11 protein-coding genes are annotated in these 14740 nt (G+C 53.0%); 5 read left to right on the top strand and 6 right to left on the bottom strand.

Translation table 11 applies throughout. The features are described from left to right. Positions 1–107 precede the first annotated feature (107 nt). The 3 genes from AWM70_RS20850 to AWM70_RS20840 all read right to left on the bottom strand — a co-directional run bounded on the left by AWM70_RS20850 (position 108) and on the right by AWM70_RS20840 (position 3679). Complete coding sequence (locus AWM70_RS20850; RefSeq protein WP_068699681.1) at positions 108–953, bottom strand: sugar ABC transporter permease; 846 nt, start codon at positions 951–953, stop codon at positions 108–110. After that, on the bottom strand, positions 950–2251 hold the full coding sequence (locus AWM70_RS20845; RefSeq protein WP_068699678.1) for a carbohydrate ABC transporter permease: 1302 nt from the start codon (positions 2249–2251) through the stop codon (positions 950–952). Before AWM70_RS20845 ends, AWM70_RS20850 begins: the two co-directional genes overlap by 4 nt. Before the next feature lie 105 nt (positions 2252–2356). Then, positions 2357–3679 (bottom strand): sugar ABC transporter substrate-binding protein, encoded by a 1323-nt coding sequence (locus AWM70_RS20840; RefSeq protein WP_068699676.1) that lies wholly within the window; start codon positions 3677–3679, stop codon positions 2357–2359. A 482-nt stretch (positions 3680–4161) separates the two neighbouring features. On the opposite strand from AWM70_RS20840, the gene AWM70_RS20835 reads away from it, so the two are divergent. The 5 genes from AWM70_RS20835 to AWM70_RS20815 all read left to right on the top strand — a co-directional run bounded on the left by AWM70_RS20835 (position 4162) and on the right by AWM70_RS20815 (position 12113). Next, the gene (locus AWM70_RS20835) at positions 4162–5910 is read left to right on the top strand and encodes an alpha-glycosidase (protein WP_068699674.1); all 1749 of its coding nucleotides are present in this window, start codon (positions 4162–4164) and stop codon (positions 5908–5910) included. A 219-nt stretch (positions 5911–6129) separates the two neighbouring features. Next, the gene (locus tag AWM70_RS20830; protein WP_068699672.1) at positions 6130–7170 is read left to right on the top strand and encodes a LacI family DNA-binding transcriptional regulator; all 1041 of its coding nucleotides are present in this window, start codon (positions 6130–6132) and stop codon (positions 7168–7170) included. 143 nt (positions 7171–7313) lie between these two features. Then, positions 7314–7979 (top strand): beta-phosphoglucomutase, encoded by a 666-nt coding sequence (pgmB, locus tag AWM70_RS20825; protein ID WP_068699669.1) that lies wholly within the window; start codon positions 7314–7316, stop codon positions 7977–7979. A 78-nt stretch (positions 7980–8057) separates the two neighbouring features. Then, positions 8058–10382, top strand: a complete 2325-nt coding sequence (locus tag AWM70_RS20820) for a glycoside hydrolase family 65 protein (RefSeq protein WP_068699667.1) — start codon at positions 8058–8060, stop codon at positions 10380–10382. A gap of 60 nt (positions 10383–10442) precedes the next feature. Further along, entirely contained in the window at positions 10443–12113 is a 1671-nt protein-coding gene (locus tag AWM70_RS20815; protein ID WP_068699665.1) for a glycoside hydrolase family 13 protein, read from the top strand. A 103-nt stretch (positions 12114–12216) separates the two neighbouring features. On the opposite strand, the gene AWM70_RS20810 is transcribed toward AWM70_RS20815, so the two are convergent. The 3 genes from AWM70_RS20810 to AWM70_RS20800 form a co-directional block, all read right to left on the bottom strand. Then, entirely contained in the window at positions 12217–13335 is a 1119-nt protein-coding gene (locus AWM70_RS20810) for an acyltransferase (RefSeq protein WP_083180463.1), read from the bottom strand. 146 nt (positions 13336–13481) lie between these two features. After that, positions 13482–14060 carry a nitroreductase family protein gene (locus AWM70_RS20805; RefSeq protein ID WP_068699661.1) on the bottom strand — a complete coding sequence of 193 codons (579 nt, stop codon included), beginning with the start codon at positions 14058–14060 and terminating at the stop codon, positions 13482–13484. A 107-nt stretch (positions 14061–14167) separates the two neighbouring features. Continuing rightward, positions 14168–14497, bottom strand: a complete 330-nt coding sequence (locus tag AWM70_RS20800) for a thioredoxin family protein (RefSeq protein ID WP_068699659.1) — start codon at positions 14495–14497, stop codon at positions 14168–14170. Between the last annotated feature and the right edge of the window lie 243 nt (positions 14498–14740).

Here is a 14740-nt window from a genome sequence, read left to right as displayed (position 1 = left end):
ACCTAGTTAATCGCCATGCGTGGCACACTAAAAAGGGCAGCCTGGATCGCTCCAGTCTGCACCTTGATTACAGTGATGATAATTCCTCTTGATGCGCGGGTGCGCCCCTAGCCTTTGCTCGCCCCCGACGTGAGTCCGTCGACCAGGAGCCGCTGCAGGAACATGAACAGCACCGTGATCGGAATCGCAATCAGCACCGCGCCCGCCGAGAACACCGTGAAGTTCGTGTTCTGATTCGATGACACCATGTCGTACAGCCCGACGGCCAGCGTCCAGTTCTCTTTGGTCCGCAGCACAAGCCTTGCGAAGATAAAATCGACCCACGGGCCGACGAATTGCGTCAGCGCCATGTAAGTCAGCATCGGTTTGGAGAGCGGCAGAATGATCCGGGTAAAAATCATCATATTGCTGGCGCCGTCGATTTTGGCCGCTTCGTCCAGTGTTCTCGGAATGGTATCAAGAAACCCTTTGGCGATAAACGTCCCGCCAAGCGGCGCTCCCGCCGCATACACGATAATAAGCGCAAGATGAGTGTCCAGCAGATGAAATTCCTTAAGCAGCAAATAGATGGCGATCATACTCATAAAGCCCGGGAACATGCCGAGAATGAGGATGGTCGACAGCGCCGTCTGACGCCCGCGGAAGCGGAACCGCGACACCGCGTAGCTGGTCAGCAGCGTGAGCAGCACGCCGATCAGCATGGAGCACACGGCGATCTTCAGCGTATTCATGTACCATTGCCCGAACAGGATCGTATTGGAGGTGAAGAGCTCCTTGTAATGATCCAGCGTAAAATGCTCCGGAATCAACGTTTTGCTGTACAGCGATTTACCCGGGCGGAGTGAGCCGAGCACGACCCAAAGCGCCGGATAAACGGCCGTGACCGCTAACAGGACAAGCACGATATAGCTGAGGGTGAGGCGAATCGTTTTTTTCATTTTCATGCCGCTCATTGGATCATATCCTCCTCTTTAAACGACTTAGTTCTGCGGTAATTGTAGATGGAGAACGAAGCGATAATCAGGAAGATGATGATGCCGACGGCGGAAGCCATGTTGTATTTGTTCTGGTCGAGCGTCAGTTTGTACAGCCAGGTCACGAGCAGGTCCGTAGCGCCCGCGTACTGGTAATCCCCGACGACCGGATTGCCGTTGGTCAGCAGGAAGATCGCGTTGAAATTGTTGATATTGCCCGCGAACTGCATGATCAGCGTAGGTGCGGTCGAGAACAAAATCATCGGCAGCGTGACGATTCTGAATTTCTGGAAGCCCGTCGCCCCGTCGACCTCGGCCGCTTCGTACATGTCGCGTGGGATCGTGGTCAGCACGCCCATAATCAGGATCATGGACACCGGAATGCCCACCCACATGTTGACGACGATGACCGTTACTTTGGCCCAGAACGGATCCGTCAGCCAAGGCAGTCCCTTCAGTCCGAAGTAGCCCAGATACTGGTTGATCGGCCCGAACTGGCCGTTAAACATGTTGCGCATAACGAGCAGCGAAATCAGCTGCGGAATGGCGTAAGGAATAATAAGGATCGTTCTCCAGAAGCCCTTGAATTTAATCCCCTGCTGATTGATCAGCAGCGCAACAAGCAATCCGCCGAAATAAGTCGTCACCGTAGACAAGACGGCCCAGATAATCGTCCAGATCAGCACGCCGAAGAACGTATGGCTCCACGATTTGAGCGCCACCAGGTCCCGGAACGTCTGGAAGCCGACCCAGTCAACCAGCTTGGCCGGCGGAATGTGATCCGGCGAGGAGTAGTTGGTAAACGCCAGCAGAATCATAAAGATGATCGGCATAATCGTAAAAAACAAGATGCCTACGGCCGGCAAAGCCAAAAAGGCCTGGGCAAATTTATAATCCATCAGGTAGCGCAGTGAACGCTTGAAATTGTGAGGGGGAATGCCCTTCTCCCGTTCCGCCGCCGTTTTGCGGGCATCGCGGACATTTATGACATAAATCAAAATAAAGATCGCCAGGAAAATCAAGGTGATCAAGCTCTGCACCAGCAAATAAATCGAGTGGTCCCCGTTGACGAATTTGCCGTGCACCTTGTGGCGGGCCGTTTCGCCCAGCGTCGTTATTCCCCACAGCGCCCGGCCGAGCGTGCTGCTGAAATAGAAAATCCCCGCTGCTTCGACGAGCAGATAAAGGATGCCTTTGATGAATTGGCAGTTATATATTTGTCCCAATCCCATGCTTATGATCGACAGTACAGTGGCTTTGTTGCGGTGTCGGTCCATTCTCTTCTCCTTCCCTTCACGCCAACCATGGAAGGGCCCGCCGCTGGCGTTCAGCGGCGGGCGTTCTTCTTATGGTCCGTTAATGCCCGTTATAAATCAGCCTGCTTATTGGCCTGAGCCGTTGTTCAAATCCTTGATCTGCTGAGCAGCTTTGTCCATAGCCTGCTGCGGATCTTTGCCGTTGTCCCAGATTTCAGGTAGCGCGGCGTTTACCGGCGACCAGACGTTGCCCATTTCCGCGATGGAAGGCATCGGCTGGGAGTTTTGAGTCTGCTCGGCAAAAGCGGACACGTAAGGATCGTTTTTGATTTGATCCGACTCCAGCGCTTCTTTGTTGGTTGGAACGGAGCCGACTTTTTCGTTCAGAATAAGCTGAGCGTCTTTGGTTGTTGCAAATTCAGCAAACAATTTGGCCGCATTCGGATACTGCGTAAAAGAGTTGACATACCAGGCTTTGATGCCGGAGAAAGAAATGGCCGGTTTGCCGCCGATGCTAGGAATTGGAGCGATCCCCAGCTTGTCGCCAAGCGCCTCTTTGTAGCCAGCCAGCTCCCAAGGACCGTTAATGTCCATGGCTACATCGCCTGAGTTGAACAAGCTGCGTTTAATGTCCGGGTTGATGTCGCCGCTCTTGACCGGCAGCACTTCTTTCAAAGCTACATAAGTTTTCAGGCCTTCAATGGCACCGGCGTTGTTGATGCCAATATCGTTTTTATCCGTGCCGTTGCTGCCGAAAATGTAACCGCCGGTTGTAGCGATGAACGGATAATTGAAATACATGTTGCCCGTTTCCCACATAATGCCGTATCTGTTTTTGGATTTGTCGGTAAAGGTTTTGCCGAAAGCAATAACATCATCAAATGTTTTTGGCGCTTCTTTGACCAGATCCTTGTTGTAATAAAGAGCGTAGGTTTCAGCGGATCTAGGGTATCCGTACAGCACGCCATCATACGTGACAGCCTGGATGGAAACTTCTGTATTATTGTTGGTCGTTTCCTCTGCAAAATCGTCATTTTCGAGCAGCAGTCCCGCTTCCACAGCTCTGCCCAGGTTATCGTGAGGGAAAACAACAACGTCTGCGGCAAGCCCGGACGGACCGTCCTGGGTAAGTTTGGTTACCTGATCGGCAGGCGATACTTCTTCGATTTTGACAGGAACGCCGTATTTGTCCGTAAACTGCTTGGCGATTTCTTCGGTATAAGCTCTTTCTTCCTTACTCTCCCAGACAAGCAGCTGCGCGCCGTCCTCAGGAGCGATAGCTGCTCCGCCTCCCGAATTGTCAGCGCTTGCGTTTGCTGCGCTCTCATTAGCTGCATTGCCTCCATTGTTGGCTGCAGCATTGCCCCCATTATTGCCGGACCCGCATGCCGTAACGGATACTGCCAGTGTCAGCGCGGCCAGCGTGACCATAAACTTTTTCATCTTCATCACTTGATTAACCCCTCTCTTGTACGTTTATTAAATCAATTAGCAAGCTAATAAATTTGCGCAAACGATTCCACAAACGGCAGCAAAAATCCCATCATTTACTCTTTTAAGGCTGTAATATGCCGAATTTGCGATTTCGAAAGCGCTTCATTCTGGCCACCATCATACACGACGTCCTTTGATATGTAAAAACGTTTGCACAATGGATTTTAGGCAACTATTGCCGTCAATGCTTAGTAATGCTCGGTATATCTCTCGGATTCGCATTTTTTCTATGTTTAAACTTGGCAAGGAAGCTGTGCTATAGTGTTCCTGTAAGACCGGAGCTATTGATCCGGAGTCTTTCAGCTAAACCAATCTGAAGGCACTGTTATCTGTAAAGGTACATCCTCGGACCTGTGTATACAGCCGTGGATGTGCCTTTTTATTTTTTTTAGCATTTCAATATCATTCCAACTCATAACTTATACGGAGGGATTTCCATGCTGCTCGAAGCTGTTTATCACCGCCCCAAAATGAACTGGGCGTATGCTTACGATGAATCAACGATTCATTTGCGCATCCGCACCAAGAAAGACGATGTGGACCAGGTTTTCGCCTGGGCCGGGGACAAATATGCCTGGGAGAACACCCAGGAGCTGATACCGATGTCCAAAGCTTTTACCGACTCGATGTTCGATTATTGGGAATGTGAAGCGAAACCGCCGTACCGCCGCTTGAAATACGGATTTCTGCTGAAAAGCGAAGCTGAAGCCTGGTGGATGACCGAAACCGGCTTCCAGCAAGAGCGGCCCAAGACGCCTGACCGTCTGTTCGACTTCCCGTTCATCAATCCCGTGGATATCTTTAAAGCGCCGGAATGGGTGAAAGATGCCGTGTTCTATCAGATTTTCCCTGAACGGTTCGCGAACGGCGATCCTTCGCTAAATCCCGAGGGCGTGCTGCCCTGGGGCGGACAGCCGCAGCGGGACAATTTCTTCGGCGGCGATCTGCAGGGCGTGATCGATCATCTCGACCATCTATCCGAACTGGGCGTTACCGGGATTTATTTCACGCCAGTGTTTGAGGCAACCACGAACCACAAATACGACACTCAGGACTACATGAAAGTCGATCCTCATTTCGGCGATGCCGAAACGTTGAAGAAACTTGTCGATTTATGCCACGAGCGCGGCATTCGTGTGCTGCTTGACGCCGTGTTCAACCATTCGGGCCGGACCTTTGCCCCTTTCGTCGATGTCCGGGAGCATGGCGAGCAGTCGAAATACAAGGACTGGTTCCACATCCGCGAGTTCCCTCTCGCCGTGAAGGACGGAATTCCCACTTACGACGCTTTTGCTTTTGAACCGATGATGCCCAAGCTGAACACAGAAAACCCGGAGGTCAAGGAATATTTGCTGAAGGTGGCGGAATATTGGATCAAAGAAGTAGGCATTGACGGCTGGCGCCTGGACGTGGCAAATGAGGTGGATCATCAATTCTGGCGCGATTTCCGCCAGACGGTCAAAGCGGCCAATCCGGAAGCTTACATTCTCGGCGAGCTTTGGCATGAAGCTTCCCCGTGGCTGCAGGGCGACCAGTTCGACGCGGTTATGAACTATCCGTTCACAGATGCCGTGCTGGATTTTGTCGTGCGGGGTACACTCGATGCGAAGCAGTTTGCCGAAGCAGTCGGCCGGCAGCTTACCCTGTATCCGCTGCAAGCCAGCGAAGTGGCGTTCAACCTGCTGGACAGCCATGACACGCCGCGCCTGCTGACTTTATGCGAAGGCAACAAAAACCGCATGAAGCTGGCAAGCCTGATTCAGTTTACCTACCCGGGAACGCCTTGCCTCTATTATGGCGACGAGGTTGGACTGGACGGCGGGCAGGACCCGGACTGCCGAAAATGTATGGAATGGGATACGAGCAAGCAGGACCGGGAACTGTTCAGCTTCTACCGGAAGCTGATTGAGGTGCGTAAATCCCTGCCTGCCCTGCGGACCGGCTCGCTCCGTTTCCTCAAAGCGGAGGCCGGGGAACCCGTGCTTGCTTTCGAGCGGCGGCTCGGCACGGACCGCGTGCTGATCCTGCTGAACAACGACGCCGCCATTCAAACCGTGCGGCTTGAGAATCAGCCGGCAGGCGTTTGGAAAGACGCCTTCAGCGGCCGGATTTGGGAGAACCGGCAGGAAGGTTTGGATGTCCGGCTCCCGGCTTACGGCTTCGCCGTGCTGGTGCCGGGAGAATAATGGCAAACGGCCGTCACATGGCCGCAGCTTGAAGGGCCGGCAGGAGAAATTCCCTGCCGGCCGTGCTTTTGAGAACACGTTTCTAAGGCTTGATTCAGAACCGGGTAAACGGATTTGGCCTGCCGATCCCGGGGAACCCCAGCTGAATCATTCGCTATTTACAAGTATTGAGCCATCCTTTAAGATAAGAGGCAAACGGTTTCACAAAGGAGGTTGCTCATGGCTGTTACGATCAAGGATGTCGCCAAAAAGGCCGGAGTATCACCATCCACCGTGTCCCGGGTATTGTCCGATCATCCCAGAATCAGCACCGAAACCGCCAGAAAAGTCAAAGCGGTTATGGAGGAGCTCGGGTATCATCCCAACATCATGGCCAAAAGCCTGGTGTCCAGAACAACCAACAGCATTTGCGTGCTTCTGCCAAAACCGGCGGAGGAGCTGTTCTCGAATCTGTTCTTCATGGAGCTGATCCGGGGGATCGTCGCCCAGGCCAACCGTGCCGGCTACGATGTGCTGCTCAGCTCGGGCGGGAGCGAAAAAGAAGAACTGGCTGCCGTATCCCGGCTATTGAACGGGCGCCGGGTGGACGGCGCCATTCTGCTGTATTCCCGGAAAGACGATCCTGTCGTAGATTTCCTCTACCAGCACGGCTATCCGTTTACGCTGATCGGACGCAGCGAAGAGCATCCGGATATTCTGACGGTTGATACGGATAACGTTCAGGCCGCTTACGATGCCACGAAACACCTGATCACGATGGGGCATGAGCGGATTGGCTTTGTCAGCGGTCCCCCCAACCTGGTCGTATCGCAGGACCGGCTGCTCGGATACCGGCGGGCAATGGCCGATTCGGAGCTTGAAGTCCGGCCCGAGTGGATTGTCGAAGGCGAATTCCTGCAGGAAAGCGGCTACCGGGCCATGTCGTTCATCATGAATCTGCCGAACCGGCCGACCGCGCTTGTGGTCGTGGACGACATGGTTTCGTTCGGCGTCCTTAGAGGTCTTCATGAACTGAAATTCAAGGTTCCCGAAGACCTCTGCATCGTCAGCTTTAATAACATTCCGTTATCCGAGCTTTCGACGCCGCCGATCAGCAGCATCGACATCGGCATCTACCATTTGGGTTATACGGCTTCCCAGATTCTGATCCAGTCGATTCAAAACGAAGGAACGGGCGCTCGCTTCGCGCCGGCCAGGAACGTTATTCCGCACCGGCTGATCGTCCGTGAATCTTCGGCTTTTGCCGTTCCGCGGAAATAAAGCCGGGAGATCCCGGTCTAGCGTCAAAAATATGTGAGGCACCTGGTGCTTCATATATTTTTTTACAGCTTGTTCAAACGTTTGCGCAAATTTAAGATTTAAACTTCTCATTTCGAATCTTAGTCCCTAAGGAGGCAATAAAAATGGATGCCATACAAGCCTGCCTGTTTGATCTGGACGGCGTTCTTGTCGATACGGCCAAATATCATTACCAGGCGTGGAAGCGCCTAGCCGGTGAGCTTGGCTTCGAGTTTACCGAGAAAGACAACGAACGGCTGAAGGGCGTCAGCCGGGATGCTTCGCTGCAAATCCTGCTGGAGGTCGGCGGAATCAGCGATGTTAAGGAAGAACAGCGGCAGCAGCTGGCCGAACGCAAAAACAGCTGGTACGTCGAATCCATTTCTCGGATGGATGCTTCGGAACTATTGCCCGGAGCCCTGGAGTTTCTAAAAGAATGCCGGGCTAACGGGATTCGGACGGCTTTGGGGTCCGCCAGCAAAAACGCCCCGTTAATTTTGGCCAACACCGGTCTGGCCCCTTATTTCGACGCAATCGTCGATGGGACGCTGACCTCCCGCGCCAAACCCGATCCCGAGGTTTTCCTGCTCGGAGCTGCCAAGCTTGGCGTCCAGCCCGGCGCCTGCGTTGTGTTCGAGGACGCCGAAGCCGGCATCGAAGCCGCCGTCCGCGCCGGAATGCGTTCGGTCGGCATCGGCTCCCCTGCCGTTTTAACCCAAGCGGACGTCGTTGTCCCTTCCCTCGCGGCTTTTTCCGTAGCGAAGCTCCGCGAGTGGCAAGTCACCGCTTAGCGGGAGCGCGGGATCATGGTTGGATGTATTTTTGAAGCCTAAATAAAGAAAATAGAGAAAATAAAGGAGCCGTTAAGCATGAAGCAATATTTACAGGTTGACGAATGGTCGATTATTGAAGACTCTTTTGATCCTTCTACGCAGGAAATTTCGGAAAGCATTTTCAGCATTGGCAACGGTTATATGGGCCAGCGGGCTAATTTCGAAGAGCGGTACAGCGGCCGTTCGCTGCAGGGCAGTTATATGGCCGGCGTCTATTATCCGGACAAAACCCGGGTCGGCTGGTGGAAAAACGGGTACCCGGAATATTTCGCCAAGGTGCTCAACTCCACCAACTGGATTGGCATCGACGTAGTTATCGACGGCGAGCCGCTGGACCTTGCAAACTGCAGCGTGAAGGAGTTCGTTCGTGAGCTGAACATGAAAGAAGGCTGGCTGTCCCGCCGGTTCACGGCGGTCCTGGACGGCGGCCGGGAGCTTCGGGTTGAAGCCATCCGCTTCGTCAGCGTCAAACGCCAGCCGATCGGCGCGATCCGCTATGCGGTGACACCGCTGAATTTTTCGGGCAGCATTACCTTCACTCCCTACCTGGATGGAGACATTCAAAACAAAGACGCCAACTATGAGGAAAAGTTCTGGAACGAGGTCGAGAAGCAGGCTTATGCCAGCGGCGGTTATTTGACGCTGAAGACCAAAAAGCTGGATTTCCACGTCACCTCCGCCATGGCCTATCGGCTTGAGAAAGACAGTCAGCCGGTTCAAGCCGAAAGCACATTTGCCGAACGGGAAAAATACGTGGCCGGCTCCCTAACCGCAGCAGCCGCAGCCGGCGAAACGTTAACGCTGTACAAATACGTCGCTAACGTCACCTCCCGCAATTACGGGCTGGGCCAGCTCGTGGAGGCCGCCAGGGATCAGCTTGAGGAGGCCGTTCAAGACGGCTTCGATGTATTGAAACAGGAGCAGGCCGTGGCCTGGGCGGAGAAATGGAAAGAAAGCGACATCGTCATTGAAGGCGACCCGGCCGCGCAGCAGGCGATCCGGTTTAATATTTTTCAGCTGAATCAGACCTACAGCGGCGAAGACGACAGGCTGAATATCGGGCCGAAAGGATTCACCGGCGAGAAATACGGCGGCAGCACCTATTGGGATACTGAAGCTTACTGCGTCCCTTTCTACCTCAGCACGGCGGACGCCTCCATCGCCCGCAACCTGCTGATTTACCGTTACAAACATCTGCAGAAAGCGCGCGAAAATGCGCGGAAGCTCGGTTTTACGAAAGGCGCTCTTTACCCGATGGTGACGATGAACGGCGAAGAATGCCACAACGAATGGGAGATTACGTTTGAAGAAATTCACCGCAACGGGGCCATCGCTTATGCCATCTATAATTATGTTAACTACACCGGAGACCGCGCTTATCTAGGCCAATACGGGCTTGAGGTGCTGGTGGAAATATCGCGTTTCTGGGAGCAGCGGGCCAGCCGTTCCACGGCTAAAGGCAAATACGTGATTCTGGGCGTTACCGGACCTAACGAATATGAAAATAACGTCAACAACAACTGGTACACTAACCGGATCGCTGCCTGGACGCTGGAATATACGCTGGAGGTGCTGGAAGAGCTGGAGAAATCCGAACCTGCCCGCTATGCGGAATTGCTGGAGACGCTGAAGCTGGAGAATGAGGAACGGGCCGTTTGGAAAGATATTATCGCCAACATGTATTACCCTTATGATGAAGAGCGGGGCGTATTCCTGCAGCAGGACGGTTTCCTCGATAAAGAACTGATCCCGGTCAATGAGCTGTCGCCGGAGCATCTGCCGCTTAACCAGAATTGGTCCTGGGACCGGATTCTGCGCTCCTGTTATATCAAACAGGCTGACGTGCTGCAGGGTCTTTATTTCCTCGGGCACTTGTATGATCTGGATACGAAGAAACGGAACTTTGATTTCTATGAGCCGCTGACGGTTCACGAATCTTCCTTGTCTCCTTGCCTGCACAACATTTTGGCCTGTGAACTAGGGTATAAGGAGAAAGCTTACGAGATGTATCTGCGGACGTCCCGCCTGGATCTCGACAATTATAATAACGACACGGAAGACGGCTGCCACATTACCAGCATGGCCGGCACGTGGATGTCCGTCGTGCAGGGCTTCGGTGGGCTTCGGGTCATGCAGGGCGAGCTTGTGCTGAATCCGTTTATTCCGGAGCACTGGCATTCTTTTTCCTTCAAAGTGATGTTCCGCGGGGCCCGGTTGAAGGTTAATGTACAGGGGGAGACTGTCAGCGTAGTCAACGAAACCGAAACGCCGGCTGCCGTCCGGATTTACGGTCAAAGCTTCAAGCTGGACGGCCTGTCAGAGGTGCACACTCGCAAAAGCGAAGCTGAAGCTAACGTCTGATCGTCTGACCGAAGCCTATATCAAAAAATCCGAAACATCCGGGACAGGAGGAATTACAGAATGAAACGCACTTTTTGGAAAGAAGCCGTCGTATACCAAATCTATCCCCGCAGCTTTAAAGACAGCAACGGCGACGGGGTAGGCGATCTGAAGGGCATAACATCCAAGCTGGATTATTTGAAGGAGCTGGGGATTGACGTTGTCTGGCTCTCCCCGGTCTACAAATCCCCGAATGACGACAACGGCTACGATATCAGCGATTATTACGATATTATGGACGAATTCGGCACGATGGCCGACTGGGAAGAGCTGCTGGAGGGCCTGCACAGCCGCGGCATCAAGCTGATGATGGACCTGGTCGTGAACCATTCCTCGGATGAACATCTGTGGTTCGCCCAGTCCCGTTCTTCCAAAGATAACCCCTACCGCGATTATTACATCTGGCGAAAAGGCAATCCGGACGGGACTCCGCCCAATAACTGGGCTTCCTTCTTCAGCGGCTCAGCCTGGCAGTATGATGAAGCCACGGACGAATATTATCTGCACCTGTTCTCCCGGAAGCAGCCGGATCTGAATTGGGAGAATCCGAAGCTGCGCTCTTCGGTTTATGACATGATGAAGTTCTGGCTGGATAAAGGCGTTGACGGCTTCCGGATGGACGTCATCAACCTGATCTCCAAGGTCGAGGGTTTGCCGTCAAACGGAACGGCTCCACTAGCCGATGGAAGTCCTTTTTATATGAACGGTCCCCGAATCCATGAATATTTGCACGAAATGAACCGCGAGGTGCTGTCCAAATATCCGGTCATGACGGTCGGCGAAATGCCGGGCGTTACTGTAGAGGAAGCGAAAAAGTATACGGCGGAAGACCGCGAAGAGCTGCAGATGGTGTTCCAGTTTGAGCATATGGACGTGGATTCCGGTCCCGGAGGCAAGTGGGATGTGGCCCAATGGACGCTGCCAAGGCTGCGCGAAGTGCTGGATAAATGGCAGCTGGGCCTGGCGGAGGAAGGCTGGAACAGTCTTTACCTGAACAACCATGACCAGCCGCGAATGGTATCCCGTTTCGGCAATGACGGCGAATACCGCGTACAATCCGCGAAAATGCTGGCTACGCTTCTCCATACCCTGAAAGGAACCCCATATATCTACCAGGGTGAAGAGCTTGGCATGACCAATGTACGTTTCGAGAGTCTGGAAGACTACAAGGACATTGAGATCCATAACATGTATAAGGAGAAAGTCGTCGACGGCGGTGAAGACCACGACAAGATTCTGAAAGCCATTCATGCCAAAGGCCGTGACAATGCCCGCACGCCGATGCAATGGAGCAGCGAAGAGAATGCCGGCTTTACGACCGGAACGCCATGGATTAAGGTGAATCCGAATTATAAGGAGATCAACGCCGAGCAGGCGCTGGCCGATAAAGATTCGATTTTCCATTATTACAAACGCCTGATCGCCCTCCGCAAGGAAAATCCGATTATGGCTTACGGCGAATATACACCGCTTCTTCCGGACAACGAGCAGATCTATGCTTACACCCGCACGCTGGATGAGGAGCAGTGGCTGGTGCTGCTGAACTTTTCAGCGGAACAGGCTTCATTTGAACTGCCGAAGGAGCTGAATCCAAGCGGCAAAACGCTCGTCATCGGCAACTATCCGGCCGAAGGCCAGGCCGCTGATCCGCTCCGTCCTTATGAAGCGCGGGTATACCGGATTAAAGGGTAAACAGACGTTTACCTTTTGCTCAATACAACCGCAGGGCCTTAAACTACAAAGAGCACCCACATGCCCGGTATCCAGGAAGGGTGCTCTTGTTATTTTTCAGATATCAGCGTCCAATCATGTATGGGCTCCATTTCCATCTGCGCAGCAGCAGGTAGAACCCCCAGGAGACCAGGAACACAACCGCGCCGCCAAGCCAGGTCAAATAATGATAATAAGTGCCGTACCGGTTCACCACGGCTATTCTCCAATAATGAAGCAGGAACGGGTGGACCAGGAAGATGGCAAACGAAGCCGCGCCGAAGCTTGATAGAAGCCGGACGGGCCAGCCGTTCTGCCCGATCAGGAACAATCCCCTTGCAATCAGCAGCAAAGAAAGGCTTGCACAAATCGTAAATAGATAATAAATGGCGAAATTGAAAATCATTTTATAAGGCAAAAGCACAGGAGCCCAATCATAATACAGCCGTCCGGCAAACACGTAACAGAGGCCGCTCACTACGAATAGGGAGAGGATCAGCCAAGCCCACTTCCGCACAGAAACCATCGACCGCTCCAAGTTCATCCCAAAGCTGGCCCCCAGCGAAAACAACAGAAAATAGGTGGCGAAAACATCCCCTGACGTCCAGTGCAGTACCTCGTTATTCAGAAAATAAAAGACGGTTTGGAACAAAATCGCGAATGGAATCAGCCAGCGCACCGCCGCCCGATAACGAAGCACCGCCAGCAGCGGCGGAAACAGCACATAGAACTGGATCAGGATCACGAAATAATATAAGTGTTCATAGTTGTTGCCGGTCAGCAGGTCGATCAGGAAAGTCTTGCATTCTGCAAGGGGATCATTCCCCTGCTCCCGCTGCTTCATCAGAAAATAGATTAAAGACCAGACCGCGTAAGGCACAAAGATGTACAGCAGCCGTTTCTTGTAAAATCCTGCCGCCCATCCGCGCTTCTGCCGCTCAGGGTCGGCATAATTATAAAAGAGAACCAGACCGCTCAGAAAAATAAAAGCCGGGACGGCAAACTGGCTGAACCGGTTCCAGAACTCATAAAATATCGTCAGCCCGCTGCCCGGCAGCTGCTGCATCCGGACAACCGGATTCGAGGTGAGATGAATGATGACAACGGCCAGAATAGCTATCGCGCGGTAAACGTCCAGGCTTTCTATTCTGGGTTTGGTTTTAGGTTCAGCAGCCGGTGGGGGCATACCAGCCAGTGGAGTCATACTCACTTGAAATCACTTCTTTCGGCAGTCATTCATTGCTGTTATAGTTTATCTAAAGAGTCTTCTTGAAGCTATACTAAAAATCTTTACCCGCATTTCAAGGCTGCCAAGCGTTTCAAGCTGTTGTCCAATTTGGCCTTCAGGTGTTAGGCCTGATCAACCCAAACCGTTTTGTCCGCAAAGGACGTGCGTTTCCCCTCCGGGAGCTCTTTCACAGCGGGGTAGCCGATATAGAGGAATCCCAGCATTTTCCCTTTATCGCCAAGACCGAAGGTCTGGCTCATTACCGGATGATAAGCCTGCTCGCCGGTTCTCCATACAGCGGCCAAGTTCAGCCCATGGATTTCAAGCAGCATGTTCTGGATAGCCGCGGCCACCGCCGCATATTCTTCCAGCTCCACTACACCAGGCTTATCGGAAGGCTGGACGGCCACGCCGATAATAACCGGAGCCCGTTTCACTTTCTCTTCCGCTTTGGTCAGCAGCTCCGCTGCCTGTTCTGCACTAACTTCCCCGGCCTCGAGTCTGGCGATTTCCGCCAAAGCCTTCGCCAGCTTATTGCGTCCTTTCCCTCTCATCACAAAAAATTGCCAAGGCTCTGTCCGGCGGTGGTTCGGCGCCCAGGTGCCCGCCTCCAGAATCCGTTCGATCAATTCCTTGGAAACGGCCTCCCCCGTTACTTTCCCAATGCTCCGACGTGTGCGGATCGCTTCAAATACATTCATGTCCGATTCTTCCCTTCCAGTGGAATTATGATCAATGAATCCTGCTATTGTACAGGACAGTTGCTGCCTATGAATACAATATATTTTAAACCTGCCGGCGCCTTTCATCAAACCGGATAAAGCTTATCCTCCCGCAGATATTCAAACAAATGATCCACCGAACGCATCGCATACTCCTTATGCAGCAGCTCACCGCCCTGCATGACCGCCACGCCCGGCACACTTTCGATTCTCCACTGCTCCCGCAGCTTCGGCGCATAATTGATGTTCAGCTTATACAGGGGAACGCTTCGTCCTGTAGCCTCCACAACCTCCAGCATTCTTTCGCCTACCTGGCATGTTCCACACATCGGGGTGAAGAACAGGACCGCCTGGCGCTCCTGATTGCTGTCCAGGCTTTGAAGCAGCTCCTGCTCGGTAATTTCTTTGAGCGGCATGCGAATCAGCTCCTTTCTTGAACCCGTAGTCTTGATGTTTCTGCTTTGTTGCCAGTCCGTATATGTATTCTGGATTTTACCACAGTCGTGTGACCAGGTGAAATACTCCGGGTATCCAGGCAACACAAATCGAGTTAACAGATCTTGACCCGCCCACCGGTTCGCCAACCTGGAGCGGATCATTTTCGTTTAATCCCCTTACAACTCCGCTATCCCCTTAATCACGGCGAAAGCGAACTCTCC

Origin of the sequence: Paenibacillus yonginensis, assembly GCF_001685395.1 — a bacterium.
In the GTDB taxonomy this organism is placed as follows: Bacteria; Bacillota; Bacilli; order Paenibacillales; family Paenibacillaceae; genus Fontibacillus; species Fontibacillus yonginensis.
The sequence above is the reverse complement of the archived record's forward strand: the minus strand, read 5'-3'. Positions and strand labels throughout refer to the sequence as shown.

Excerpts from the sequence above, each read along its gene's own strand:
- AWM70_RS20850 (WP_068699681.1), bottom strand. The coding sequence starts at position 953 with ATGAGCGGCATGAAAATGAAAAAAACGATTCGCCTCACCCTCAGCTAT.
- AWM70_RS20845 (WP_068699678.1), bottom strand. The coding sequence starts at position 2,251 with ATGGACCGACACCGCAACAAAGCCACTGTACTGTCGATCATAAGCATG.
- AWM70_RS20840 (WP_068699676.1), bottom strand. The coding sequence starts at position 3,679 with ATGAAGATGAAAAAGTTTATGGTCACGCTGGCCGCGCTGACACTGGCA.
- AWM70_RS20835 (WP_068699674.1), top strand. The coding sequence starts at position 4,162 with ATGCTGCTCGAAGCTGTTTATCACCGCCCCAAAATGAACTGGGCGTAT.
- AWM70_RS20830 (WP_068699672.1), top strand. The coding sequence starts at position 6,130 with ATGGCTGTTACGATCAAGGATGTCGCCAAAAAGGCCGGAGTATCACCA.
- pgmB (WP_068699669.1), top strand. The coding sequence starts at position 7,314 with ATGGATGCCATACAAGCCTGCCTGTTTGATCTGGACGGCGTTCTTGTC.
- AWM70_RS20820 (WP_068699667.1), top strand. The coding sequence starts at position 8,058 with ATGAAGCAATATTTACAGGTTGACGAATGGTCGATTATTGAAGACTCT.
- AWM70_RS20815 (WP_068699665.1), top strand. The coding sequence starts at position 10,443 with ATGAAACGCACTTTTTGGAAAGAAGCCGTCGTATACCAAATCTATCCC.
- AWM70_RS20810 (WP_083180463.1), bottom strand. The coding sequence starts at position 13,335 with ATGACTCCACTGGCTGGTATGCCCCCACCGGCTGCTGAACCTAAAACC.
- AWM70_RS20805 (WP_068699661.1), bottom strand. The coding sequence starts at position 14,060 with ATGAATGTATTTGAAGCGATCCGCACACGTCGGAGCATTGGGAAAGTA.
- AWM70_RS20800 (WP_068699659.1), bottom strand. The coding sequence starts at position 14,497 with ATGCCGCTCAAAGAAATTACCGAGCAGGAGCTGCTTCAAAGCCTGGAC.